The sequence below is a fragment of the Prevotella sp. oral taxon 306 str. F0472 genome (genome assembly GCF_000257925.1).
Classification (GTDB): Bacteria; Bacteroidota; Bacteroidia; order Bacteroidales; family Bacteroidaceae; genus Prevotella; species Prevotella vespertina.
The window spans coordinates 259,816-272,537 of the sequence record NZ_AJIN01000067.1 but is presented as its reverse complement, the minus strand read 5'-3'; the positions used below and the strand labels follow the sequence as shown (position 1 = coordinate 272,537).

13 protein-coding genes and 1 tRNA gene are annotated in these 12,722 nt (G+C 44.4%); 7 read left to right on the top strand and 7 right to left on the bottom strand.

Features of this window, described 5'->3' with window-relative positions; all coding sequences use genetic code 11:
• Nucleotides 1–243: 243 nt before the first annotated feature.
• From HMPREF9969_RS11300 to HMPREF9969_RS11275, 6 genes are all read right to left on the bottom strand, one after another.
• Nucleotides 244–317 (bottom strand) — tRNA-Asp (locus HMPREF9969_RS11300).
• Between the two features lie 79 nt (nt 318–396).
• Entirely contained in the window at nt 397–924 is a 528-nt protein-coding gene (locus tag HMPREF9969_RS11295; RefSeq protein WP_036895717.1) for a GNAT family N-acetyltransferase, read from the bottom strand.
• A gap of 4 nt (nt 925–928) precedes the next feature.
• The gene (locus HMPREF9969_RS11290; RefSeq protein WP_009435889.1) at nt 929–2,128 is read right to left on the bottom strand and encodes a glycosyltransferase family 2 protein; all 1,200 of its coding nucleotides are present in this window, start codon (nt 2,126–2,128) and stop codon (nt 929–931) included.
• Nucleotides 2,129–2,581 (bottom strand): hypothetical protein, encoded by a 453-nt coding sequence (locus HMPREF9969_RS11285; protein WP_036895686.1) that lies wholly within the window; start codon nt 2,579–2,581, stop codon nt 2,129–2,131. It abuts the gene before it with no gap.
• A 33-nt stretch (nt 2,582–2,614) separates the two neighbouring features.
• On the bottom strand, nt 2,615–3,223 hold the full coding sequence (gene recR, locus HMPREF9969_RS11280; protein WP_009435937.1) for a recombination mediator RecR: 609 nt from the start codon (nt 3,221–3,223) through the stop codon (nt 2,615–2,617).
• 28 nt (nt 3,224–3,251) lie between these two features.
• Entirely contained in the window at nt 3,252–3,746 is a 495-nt protein-coding gene (locus tag HMPREF9969_RS11275; RefSeq protein ID WP_009435850.1) for an outer membrane beta-barrel protein, read from the bottom strand.
• 356 nt (nt 3,747–4,102) lie between these two features.
• Between HMPREF9969_RS11275 and HMPREF9969_RS11270 the strand changes: the two genes are divergently transcribed.
• The 7 genes from HMPREF9969_RS11270 to HMPREF9969_RS11240 all read left to right on the top strand — a co-directional run bounded on the left by HMPREF9969_RS11270 (nt 4,103) and on the right by HMPREF9969_RS11240 (nt 12,214).
• The gene (locus HMPREF9969_RS11270) at nt 4,103–5,788 is read left to right on the top strand and encodes a glycoside hydrolase family 10 protein (protein WP_036895685.1); all 1,686 of its coding nucleotides are present in this window, start codon (nt 4,103–4,105) and stop codon (nt 5,786–5,788) included.
• Nucleotides 5,789–5,876: 88 nt separating this feature from the next.
• Nucleotides 5,877–6,545, top strand: coding sequence for a DUF4230 domain-containing protein (locus tag HMPREF9969_RS11265; RefSeq protein ID WP_009435854.1), 669 nt, complete (start codon nt 5,877–5,879; stop codon nt 6,543–6,545).
• Nucleotides 6,546–7,253, top strand: coding sequence for a DUF4230 domain-containing protein (locus HMPREF9969_RS11260; RefSeq protein WP_009435915.1), 708 nt, complete (start codon nt 6,546–6,548; stop codon nt 7,251–7,253).
• 191 nt (nt 7,254–7,444) lie between these two features.
• Nucleotides 7,445–8,026 (top strand): DUF417 family protein, encoded by a 582-nt coding sequence (locus HMPREF9969_RS11255; protein WP_009435953.1) that lies wholly within the window; start codon nt 7,445–7,447, stop codon nt 8,024–8,026.
• Nucleotides 8,027–8,699: 673 nt separating this feature from the next.
• Entirely contained in the window at nt 8,700–9,701 is a 1,002-nt protein-coding gene (locus HMPREF9969_RS11250; protein WP_009435821.1) for a 2-hydroxyacid dehydrogenase, read from the top strand.
• A 299-nt stretch (nt 9,702–10,000) separates the two neighbouring features.
• A complete protein-coding gene (locus tag HMPREF9969_RS11245; protein WP_009435979.1) occupies nt 10,001–10,579 on the top strand; it encodes a porin family protein in 579 nt (192 codons plus the stop codon).
• Nucleotides 10,580–10,858: 279 nt separating this feature from the next.
• Nucleotides 10,859–12,214, top strand: coding sequence for an MATE family efflux transporter (locus tag HMPREF9969_RS11240; protein WP_009435772.1), 1,356 nt, complete (start codon nt 10,859–10,861; stop codon nt 12,212–12,214).
• A gap of 212 nt (nt 12,215–12,426) precedes the next feature.
• Here the strand turns inward: HMPREF9969_RS11240 and HMPREF9969_RS13250 are convergent, their stop codons facing one another.
• Nucleotides 12,427–12,711, bottom strand: a complete 285-nt coding sequence (locus HMPREF9969_RS13250) for a hypothetical protein (RefSeq protein ID WP_009435927.1) — start codon at nt 12,709–12,711, stop codon at nt 12,427–12,429.
• Nucleotides 12,712–12,722 lie beyond the last annotated feature (11 nt).

Sequence of the window (12,722 nt, the reverse complement as noted above, 5' to 3'; positions counted from 1 at the left end):
CATTTTTACTTCAGTTGCCCTTGTGAACGAGGTGCAGCCCCATTAGTGTTAATCCCATCTTTCCTTACGAACTTCTAAGGCATACACAGCCCTCTTCGGCGGTGTTAAGCGTGATAGTTCGGATAGGCTGTTTAGGGTAATTCTTGCGGTTGGGTTGGGTGTTTCGGGGTGTTTCCACTGGTACTACTATCGTCTATCTGGATATAAAGAAAAAGGTCTTAGCGATAAAGCTAAGACCTTTTGCGGTGCGTACGAGACTCGAACTCGTGACCTCCTGCGTGACAGGCAGGCATTCTAACCAACTGAACTAACGCACCAAAGCATTGCTAATGAGTGCCCCATTTCTGTTTTGCGAGTGCAAAGATAGCAATAAAAAACTAATCCCACAAATTTTATTTACGCTTTTTCGATAAAAAGTTGCATTACTAGTGCATCTTGATAAGAGCCTTCGCTACAAAGCCATCGTTGAAGACGTGCACCAGAGCTAAAGCCTAATGAGGTGAGACAATGGCGTGAGTTCGTGTTGTCAACAGCTACAACTGCGTATATCTGATTGAGATGTAAGACGTTACGAGCGTACTGAATGAGTTTAAGAATTGCTGCTTTGGCATAGCCCTGACGCCTGTGTTGCTCCATGATGATGATTCCTAACTCTGCACGTTGGTGCTTGGCATCGAAGTTAACGAGGTCGATTACCCCCACCACAATGCCCTCTTCGTTCTCAATCATCATGCGTATCTGCCCATCAATGTAGATGTCGTTCTTCGCATCCGCTATGTAGTTATGCAGTGCGTAACGGCTATAAGGAACATTCGTAGAGCCGATGTTCCATAATTGGCGGTCGTTCTCAATGCGATAAAGGGCGTCCAGATCCTCTGGTTCCATGGCTCGCAAGGTAACAGTGGGTGCGTTGCTTGTTTGCATCTTATCAACCAATTATTTCTTTAGAAGTGATGATTTTGTCTATAGAATGATGATAGAATCCCATGTGAATGAGCGTCACTGGGCGTGCTTCAAAGACTTCTAATATGTCACGATAGGCAAAGAGTGCATTGTCATAGACGATGTAGAGCGTTTCTTTCCGCCCCTCCCATTCGTCTAAGAGTGCGTTATGAATCATTCGTAAGCTATCTTTGTTCACCTTACGAGATGTTGCTATCAATCCGTTATCGGCTGCTATTTGTTGGCAACGTGCCGTCATCTCCTCTCCACCAACAAATATATAATGTGGCGAATGGTGCCTTTTTCGACTTCGGAAGCCTAACATCTTACCAATAGCATGGTGTGTTGTCCCCACAAGTGAGAGCAGTGCTCGGGCATAAATAGCCGTTTTGATGGGTATCGTCAGCAATCGGCTTGCTCCGCCATAATGCTTTTGAAAGAAGATCAGCATGGCATTGTAGAACACATGTACGTATCGGTAGCTCGACTTCTGAGTGCTTTCTCCCTTGTAATGGAGTATCTGCACGGGCAAATACCAGCTCTCGTAGCCTGCTTGTAAGAGTCGGTAACTAAGGTCAACATCCTCTCCATACATGAAGAAGTCCTCATCCAGCAATCCAATCTGGCGCAATGCTGAGTGCCGAAGGAAGCAGTATGCCCCACTAATGACCTCTATCTGTCCTGGAACATCCCATGACAAGTCCCCCATATAATAGTGTGCAAAGTCCTTGTGAGTGGGGAAGTGCTTGCAAAGACCAACCATCTTATAGAAGGCGACACGTGGAGTTGGCAGTCCACGACGGCTCTCCAAGGCTCTAACTCCTGTGTCCGTCAGCATCATCACGCCCAATCCTCCCGCTTTCTCATGCCCTTCCATGAAGGCAAGTGACGATCGGATCGCCTCTTCCCCCACGACAGTGTCGGGGTTAAGCAATAGTACATATTCCCCTTTGCATTGCTTGATAGCGATGTTATTTGCCTTTGCGAAACCTTGATTATGCCCACTTGTAATGAAGTGAACGGCTGGGAATCGAGGCTTGAGATAGTCTACTGACCCATCAGAAGAGTGATTATCCACAACGAGCACTTCGCCTTCAATGCCCTCCAAAGCCCTTTCCACGCTCATAAGACATTGTTCGAGATAGTACTTAACGTTGTAGTTTACGATGATAACACTAATCTTCATCTATTCATCCGTTGGGTTATCCAAGTGACATTCATGCTCACATCGCTTCTTACTAGGATAGATGAAGACGAGACTAAGGGCTAGAATGATAGCGAGATAGAAGTAACTAACGACCTCACCAGTAGCGTAATACAGGAAGATGTTGGCAACCATTGGCACACAGAGGAGCATCATGCGCACCGTTCCCCACTTCAGTAAAGCCCTGTTCACATGGCTTTCATCAGTGTTCAAAGCGTCCCTTATCGATCCAATCTTGAATAAGAATAGAGCCAAGGGGATGGCTGCTAAGGTGGTTAACTGCATAATGAATTGCAGCATAACAAGTACGTGGTTCTCTGCACCTACCCACATCCCGGGTAAGAGCCATTGGCATTCAAAGACAATGATAATGATGAGTACCAACGCACATGACGCTATTAACTCCGTCAAAAGGGTTTTTCTTGTTTCAGTCATTGTTAATTAGTAAGGCTCTTGAGAGCGATGATATTAAGATTGGAAAGGCGTTCTGTTGAGGATACTTCGCCCCAGAGTGACCTCATCGGTGTACTCTAGTTCGTCGCCAACAGATATTCCGCGTGCTATAATAGACAGCTTCACATCCTTGTCCTTGAGCTTCCGTGATATATAGAAGTTGGTTGTGTCGCCCTCCATCGTGCTTGCCAAGGCAAGGATCACCTCCTTTACTTCGCCCGTATCTACGCGTTCCACCAATGAATCAATCGATAGATCGTGAGGTCCGATACCATCCATTGGAGAGATGATACCGCCTAGAACGTGGTAAAGACCATGATATTGTTGTGTGTTCTCAATAGCCATTACGTCTTGAATATTCTCCACTACGCATACGACGGAGCCGTCTCTTCGGGGGTCAGAACAGATAGAACAGATGTCAGTATCCGATATATTGTGGCACACCTTACAATATTTTACATCATGCCTAACACGTGTTACCGCATCAGTAAAGCTGTCCACGTCTTCTAGGGGTTGGCGAAGTAGATGCAAAACAAGGCGTAGGGCGGTTTTACGTCCTACTCCCGGCAACTGCGAAAAGCTCTCAACAGCACGTTCCAAGAGCTGTGATGAATATTGTTGCATGTGTGTTTTGTGTTGCTAAAGGGCTACCTTAATCATCGAAGAGATAGACACCAATACCTACCTTAAGCCCTACTGTAGAGTAATTAGAGCTCTTAAGCGACTGGTCGTAATAGATAGCTGGCTCGATGGTTACCGACCGGTTAATGAAGAAGGCATACCCCACTTCCATGCCCGGCATTATGTCGTTATATCGGTGATTGGCGTGTAGAAACTTCACACCAGCACCGAGGTACAATCCATTCTGCGTGATGTAATAGCGTCCACCAGCACCCACACTGATGTGATCAGCCACTGTCTTAGAACCATTATGTACTGCATCAACGGAAGCCAATACCATTACGTTGTCCCAAGGGAAGTATCCCGCCTTAGCTTGAACACCCATGTTTAAACCGTCATTACTATTATAATGCAAGTCAAGTCCCGTCAGTGACGCACCTACATAGCCCTTTCCTTCTTGGAATTGAGCCGATGCACAGAGGCTAACTATCATTGCCGCAGCAAGTAGGAAACACTTTCTTATCATATTGATACTACTTAAAATGAATATTAATGATTGATTGATTGCACGTAACCTATACGTTAGCAAATCAAGACAAAGGTAAGGATAATATTTGGATTAAAGAAATCTTTGCTGTATCTTTGTGCTTTATTTGCATAAGAGGGGACGTCAGTCGGAGTGTTACGAGGCAGTAGCTCGTTCGCTGGAATAGCGGGGGTGCAAATGAAGAGGGCGTTTCTTTCATGCAAAGAAAGCCTCTCTTCGATGTGAAGAGACGCCCCCTTTAATGCGACGGAACGCCCTCTTTGTTGGGAGTGAGGCTCCTTCTCCCCACCTTTGGGGGCTTGGGGAGGCTTTATAACATTCTTAATTCATCATTTATGAGACTTTTTCACCTTATTATATTAGGCTTTTTAACGTTGCAATCGCAGGCTCAAACGAACATTGCGGATTATCTCACTCTACCGCAACCAAAGCGTGAGACTCGTGCAGTATGGCTCACTACACTATCCAATTTGGACTGGCCTAAGACATTCGCAACGTCGAAAGAGAATATAGAAAAGCAAAAGCAAGAGCTGAGAGACATACTCGATAGCTATCAAAAGGCGCATATCAACACCGTATTACTGCAAGCGCGTGTGCGTGCAGCGACCATTTATCCATCCGAGATAGAGCCTTGGGACCATTGTATCACAGGTGTGGAAGGGCGTGCGCCGGGCTTCGGTTATGACCCATTAGCCTTTGCCATTGATGAATGTCACCGCCGTGGTATGGAGATTCATGCGTGGATTGCCACCATTCCTGTGGGTATGAAGACTACTCTAGGCTGTCGGACCATTATGAAAAGGGGCTTCCGTGTGCGGAGCTATGCCACTGGTTCGTATCTAGACCCAGCCGACCCAGCCGTGCCGGGATACCTTGCTCGCATCTGCGGAGAGATTACGAGGAAGTATGACATTGATGGTATCAACCTCGATTACATACGTTATCCTGATGGATGGCCGCTCCCTTCGTATCGAAATGGCGATACCCCCGAGGCGAGAAGGGCGCATATAACAGCGATTGTACGGGCTATTCACGATGAAGTGAAGGCTATCAAACCATGGGTGAAGATGTCATGTTCGCCCATCGGAAAGTACTCTGACTTGAGTAGATACAGCTCTAAGAACTTCAATGCACGCGATCGTGTGGCACAAGAAGCGCAAGAGTGGCTACGAGAAGGTCTAATGGATCAACTCTATCCTATGCAGTATTTCCGTGGCGAGAACTACTATCCTTTCATCGCAGACTGGGTGGAGAACCGATATAGCAGGGACGTTGTTACGGGCTTGGGAACGTACTTCCTCGACCCACGACAGGGCAACTGGCGATTGTCGGACATGACTCGTCAGATGTACGTCAGTCGTTCCTTGGGTATGGGACACGCTCATTTCCGTTCTTACTTCCTCACTTCTAACCAACAAGGAATCTATGATTTTGAATGTAGATTCAACTCTTCTCTTGCCTTGCCACCCGTCACGAAGGGGGGACGAGCCGTATCGGTTCCAACGACAGAGTCGATGTCGCCACTCGTAGAATATGGTTCCGACCGAGGGATGACAATGCGTTGGAAGGGCAACACACCTTATTATAATATATATGCCAGTAGGTCTTATCCTGTCGACATAAGCAATGCACGTAACCTTTTATACGCCCGTTATGCAGGTACACAGTTGCACTTGTCATCCGTAAACGAGGGTCTTTACTTTGCCGTGACAGCGATGGACAGATATGGTAATGAGAGTCCCGCACTGCAAGAACTGGCACCACTTTCAAGTAAGAAAACAACCGCTTTGCTCGCTAATGACGGACAATCATTAACCTTACCAGCGATGGTGAAGGAGGCAGACATCGTGGAGTATGACATCAAAAGTATGCAGGGAACGAGTCTTCGCACCATCACAAACGTAACAAATAGGCAATCTGCCCTTAATATCTCAAGCCTTTCTCCTGGCATCTACCAGCTTACGGGGCGTACAAAGAAGCATAAGGAGTATAGCATTGGTGCGTTTGTTATAAAGCGATAGAGGCTCTAACGATGATGTATGAATTATGTTTTGCATTGTAAGATATAACACTTTTTTTGTATCTTTGTGCCGTTTAACAACTAAGAAGATGAAGAGAATAATCCCTATAATCGTCTTACTGGCTATCACCCTAGGGGCTTGTAAGAACAAGAATACTGATGCCGACGCAACCAATAAGGCGCTCGATACGATTCCAATGTTGGTCACGCAGGTGCAAGAGTGTTCCCGTCTCTATACGACGGAATACCATATTCATAAGATCATCACGCACGATGACGAGATGAAAGTGTCTGGTTCGTTTATGAAGAAAGACTTCAGTGTGAACCTTCCGTTGGGTGAGAGGCGCATAGCAATCCCTATGACAGCAACGATAAAGGCGTATATCGACCTCTCATCGTTCGATGCGAAGAACATTCAACGCAGTGGGAAACAACTCATTATCACCCTTCCTGACCCTAAGATTGTGCTTACCTCGACAAAAATAGACCATCAGGAGGTCAAGAAATACGTAGCTTTAACACGGCAAAACTTCACTGATGCCGAGCTAACTAACTATGAGGAGCAAGGCAGGAAACAGATTCTTAATGCCATACCACAGATGGGGATCATAGAAGAAGCACGCAAGAGTGCAGCGCGCCAGTTGGTTCCTATCTTCACACAACTTGGTTATAAGGATGCTGATGTGACGATTTCTTTCCGCAAGAAGTTTACCATCAATGATATACGTAACTTTATTGAAACAAGCAAGGAGGGCTAAATGATGGAAGAGAAAACGCCTACGAACAAGTTACAGAAGGTTCATCAGAACGAAACGAAAGGGCAGACTATCGCTGGATTCCTACCTAAAAGCTGGAAAGCAATGGGCTGTTTGTTACTCCCCCTAGCACTCATTGTGATCCTCATCGGTGCTTTCTCATGGTTGAATGGGTCCAATGAGATAGGGATAAGCACTGACAATAAGATAGACATCACGCCTACTCGCATACAAGAGATACAAGACATCGGGCAATGGGAGTTCCTTGCTATCAATGACGAGGAGCTGATTGACACGATTAATCATGGTTTCTTCTCTGACGATGAACTAGTGAGAATCTATTACGGAACGATTCGCATGGGGATAGACCTGCACCACGCAGAACCTCAATGGCTGCAAGTTGAGGATGATAGTATCGTAGTTGCCAAGCTACCACCTATCGAACTCTTGGATAGGAACTTCATTGATGAGGCGCACACACGCTCGTTCTTCGAGAAAGGAGATTGGTCATCAGCTGACCGCGAAGCCCTTTATCGCCGTGCATATAACAAGATGATTGCACGCTGTTTGACGCCTGCTAACATCAAGATAGCCGAAGAGAACGCACGGAGACAGTTCACCCAATTCCTGAAAGCAATGGGTTATAAGAATGTGAAAGTGACGCTGTCAGCTCCACAAAGTCCGAAGAATTTAATGCAAAAAGAGGGATAGGAAGTAATGTCCCGATACCCACTTCTTTTCCACTTCATGGTTCGTTAGCCCCCTTTTAGCGCCAGGTTATATACCATGAAGTGGGTATTTTTTGTAATAAATACAACTTTTTGCCTTTTAATTAAGCAAAAGTATATACCTTTGTAGGCGTTAAAAGAATATTAATCAATTAATTAAAAGGATAAGAATCTATGAATAAGATCACAGCACTGGTGCATACAGTACTTGAGATTGCGGCCTCAATTAAGGGCGTGGGTATCAACTTTATACGTATTGCAATATTTATTATCTTCGTTTGGATTGGGGGCTTGAAGTTCTGGAACTATGAGGCCGAAGGCATCGTACCATTCGTTGCTAACAGTCCGTTTATGAGCTTCTTTTACACAAAGAATGCGCCAGAATACAAGGATTACAAGCTAAAGGAAGGTGAGTTCGATAAGGTTAAACACGAGTGGCATGAGGCCAACAACACTTACACCTTCTCACATGGTCTAGGCATTGCGATTATGACTTTCGGTGTATTGACACTATTAGGTATATGGTTCCCAAAGGTAGGTTTCGTTGGTACGGGGCTTGTCATCTTAATGACCTTAGGCACTTTGTCCTTCCTTGTCACTACACCCGAAGCGTGGGTTCCCGACCTTGGTAGTGGCGAACACGGGTTCCCGTTATTAACCGGAGCAGGGCGATTAGTTATCAAGGATGTCTGTATATTGGCATCAGCGATAGTAGTCTTGTCCGATTGTGCACGGCGTATTTTGAAACGTAAGTAATCATATACAACACATTTTTACTAGAGTAATTAAATAGCAATGAAGGGTGTGTCAGATGCTTCAACAGCATATTTGACACACTTTCTTATTTATATCCACCCTTGTACTTGAGCTGTTGTCAATAGGCAGTTGAGGTGCTCTTTTCCCACAGCTTCGTACCCTATGCGTAGGAAGAAGAAGCCTCACCCCCAACCCCTCTCCGAATGGAAAAGCCTCCCCCAACCCCTCCGAAGGGAGGGGAGAGTCTAACGGGAGCTAGCTTGGAAAGACTTACCTTCATTCAAAGAAGGCGTCCCTTCGCATTAAAGGGGGCGTTTCCTTGAGGCAAGGAAAGGCTCTTCTGTATGCAAGGAAACGCCCCCTTCAAATGGAGGAGAGGCTCATGTCCTTCCTGTGACGGCGTGGAGTGGGAGAGATGTTAGCGTTATTGGCAAAAGAAAGGACGCCAACTAGCGGGTCACTTGACCCATATCTATTAATGAAATGAATTATAGTTTGATACTTGCAAATATTACAATTTATGCGTAACTTTGCATTGTCTTAAAGGAAAAGACAAGGTAACTAAAAGGGATAAAACCTACCTGAGACATTGAAAGAATTGATAAGAACTCCCTAAGACAATGGTCTTAAGGATTTATTTAAACACTCATAACAATTTAAATATTTAGGATACATGGCATTAAGAATCGCTTTCTTCGACGCAAAGTCGTATGACATTGAGTCGTTCAACGCAGTTAACAAGGATTATAACTTCGATATTCGCTACTATCAGGAACGCCTGAGTATTAGCACAGTGCCCCTCGCTAAGGGTGCAGATGTCGTTTGTATCTTTGTGAATGCAGAGTGTGATGCACAGGTGATAGACGAGTTGATCAACAACGGAGTCAAGTTAATTGCATTGCGATGTGCGGGCTTTAACAACGTAGACCTTAAAGCGGCTGAGGGTCGAATAAGGGTTACACGCGTTCCAGCTTATTCACCTCATGCAGTGGCAGAGTACGCTGTTTCACTCATGCTCAGTCTAAATCGTAAGATCTACCGTGCCGTTAATCGCACCCGAGATGGTAACTTTACTCTGAACGGACTGTTGGGCTTTGACATGTATGGAAAGACCGCTGGTGTAATCGGAATGGGCCGAATTGCAAAGGAACTCATCAAGATCTTGCATGGTTTCGGTATGAATGTGATGGCTTACGACTTGTATCCTGACCACGAATTTGCTAAGCAGTACGATGTGAAGGTGGTAAGTCTTGACGAGTTATATGCCAATAGTGACATTATCTCTCTGCACTGTCCATTGACGCCAGACACGAAGTTCTTGATTAATCAGGATAGCATAGCTAAGATGAAGAAGGGCGTTATGATCATCAATACTGGTCGTGGGAAACTGATCAATACAGAGGATCTTATAGAGGGACTTCGTAGTAAGCAAGTAGGTTCAGCAGGCCTTGATGTATATGAAGAAGAGCGTGAGTACTTCTATGAAGACAAGAGTGATAAGATGATAGATGACGATGTTTTGGCGCGTTTGTTGATGGTTCCTAATGTCGTACTAACCTCTCATCAAGCCTTTTTCACTGCTGAGGCTCTGCATAACATAGCCGTTTCTACCCTCGATAGTGTGAAGGAGTTTGCCGAAGGAAAAGACTTAACTTGTGAGGTAAAGAACGCATAAAGCAATGTAACTAAATGTTATCAGCAACATTTATGTTATATATATAATAAGGTGAGAGTTGGTTGATTGATCTCCAATACTCGCCTTTTTTTATGATAAATGTTATCCAAATACCTTCTTTAACACTTATTAATTGGAAATAATTTGCCGTTTTCTTTATAAAACATAACTTTGCCCACGCCAAGTGATAATAGGTTTGTTAAAACGAACGAATAGGTTATGACTTACAAAGGAGAGAATTAACAAGACAGTAAAAAGATTATAGATAACAATTAAACTCACATTAAATTCATTCGATTATGAAGAAGATTATGTTAGTAGCAGCCCTGATGTTATCATCAGTAGCTACATTCGCACAACACGCAGTAGGTTCTTTTAACATCCAGCCAAAGGTTGGTTTGAACATTGCAAACCTAACTGATTACAGCAAGTCAGACGCTCGTCTCGGTCTTGTAGCAGGTGCTGAAGGAGAGTATCAAGCAACTGACATCGTTTCAGTTAGCGCTGGTCTGCTCTACTCTATGCAAGGTGCTAAGGTGAATCAACCGTCTGTTACAGTTACACAAAAGCTTGATTACATCAACATTCCAATAACTGCTAATGTGTATGTTGTTAAGGGTCTTGCAGTGAAGTTGGGTGTTCAACCAGGTTTCAAAGTCGGTGATGTTGCTTCTGTTGATGCAGCACATGCACTCAATGTAGCCCTTCCTGGCAAGGCAAAGTCATTTGACCTTTCTATTCCAGTAGGCGTTTCTTATGAGTATAACAACTTCCAGTTGGATGCTCGTTACAACTGGGGTGTAACAAAGGTATACGAAGGTAGCAAGGTAAAGAACAGCGTATTCCAGATTACACTGGGCTATAAATTCGACTTGTAAACCATTCGTTACAGTTTAAATAGCAAAGAGGAAGCCTGAAGGTTTCCTCTTTTTTCGTCTTTATCTGCCCTTATCTGGCACGGAGCCAAAGCCACATAATAATAGAAAAGATAAATTTGTTACAAAAAGGAGGCGTTTCGTTCAAACACAGATGAGCATGAGCAAGAAAAGTTCTAATAGTTAATTAAAAGAGAGAAGATTATTATAAAAGGCGTATAATAATACGTTTTAATTTCGTACCTTTGCACCATTAACAACAAAGAAACAGGATACATCATTATGTCATATCAGTTTTCAAGATACGAGACACACTATCGGAACCTTACTTATTTGGGTGTACCTATCATCATCGGACAGCTAGGAAACCTCATTCTAAACTTCGCTGACACCTTGATGATATCACATCATAGTACGGAGGAGTTGGCTGCTGCGGCATTTGTTAACAATATGTTTACGTTGGTAATCGTCTTTGCTATAGGCTTTACTTACGCTATTACTGCCCTTGTGGGTAACCTTTATGGACAGGAGAAGACGCATCGTATTGGCGAACTCATGAAGAGTGCGGTGGCAGCAAACACCTGTATGGCAGTAATCTTATCGGTTATCATGGGTGTATTGTATATGAATCTAGGCAACTTAAAACAGCCTGAAGAGCTCTTACCCCTTATGCGTCCTTACTTCATCATACAGCTTATCTCCCTTCCATTTGTTTGCTGGTTTAACACCTTCCGACAGTTCACTGACGGTATTACTGATACTCGTGTGGCTATGTGGATATTGGTAAGTGGCAACATAATGAATATATTTGGTAACTGGGTTCTCATCTATGGTCACCTAGGCATGGAAGAGATGGGACTGATAGGAGCAGGGCTTTCCACAATGATTTCCCGTATAGTGATGGCACTCGTAATGATGGGTATCTTCTTCTTTAGTAAGAAGTACAAGGAATACAGAAAGGGCTGGCATCAAGGGCGAACAAACCGCAGAGACTTCCGACAAATCACTGTTCTCGGGTTTCCGTTGGCACTTCAAATGGGTATGGAAACAGCAGCTTTCAGTCTGTCTAGCCTAATGGTTGGTTGGTTCGGAACAACAGCCTTGGCAGCACACCAGGTCATGTTAACTATTTCCCAACTGGGTTATATGATTTATTATGGGCTTGCTGCAGCAGTAGCAGTGCGCATTAGTAACTTCATGGGACAGCGTGATTACACAGCAGTAAGGCGCACGGCGACAGCAGGAATACACCTCGTTTTCTTCCTGGCAATGCTGACCTCTGTTCCAATCTTCATCTTCCGTCATAGCATGGGAGCCTTGTTTACTGATAATACCGAGGTTATTTCGATGGTATCAATGACCATTGTCCCCTTCATGATATATCAGTTTGGCGACGGAATGCAGTGTAATTATGCAAATGCCATGCGTGGTATCGCCGTAGTGAAACCGCTGATTTGGATTGCATTTATTGCTTTCTTCATCGTTTCATTGCCATTGGGTTACCTCTTCGGAGTAGTTATGAATTTCCAACTCTTGGGTATTTGGTATGCCTTCCCATTTGGTTTAACAACCGCAGGAATACTCTATTACGTTTATTATCAGAAGGGTTTGAAGCGTATAGAGGAGTCTGCAAAGTAAAAGAAAGGACTTTATTCCTGCCTTTCCATTATCTTTTCACGATAGAGATAGATAACAACAACACAACACAAAGCCTCCCCCTATTGTCACAACAGACGATAGGGGGAGATTGTATATACTGCTTTCTTCCCTTCAAAACAATGTGGATGATGAGTATAAACACCCTTGTTGAATCTTCTGCAGAACCTCCCCTAAAGTCTTGTCAACCCCCTTTAGATGCTCCTTCTATCCTCCTTGAAAGGAGAGGGAGAGCCTCGCTTTCCTCCTTTCTCCGAATGGATAGGGGAGAGAACAGGGTTGATAGCTATTGAAGAGGGCGTCTCTTTGATGGCAAGAGAGCCTCTCTTCAATGCAAAGAAACGCCCTTCTCCAAGCGAGAAGAGCGTTTCCTTTATTCTACTAAAAGCCTCCCCAAGCCCCTCCAAAGGAGGGGATGTCTTACCCAGAGGCTGTTTCTTTGATTCAAAAGTGCGATTATCTCTCACCCCACTAACCATTCTCTCTCATC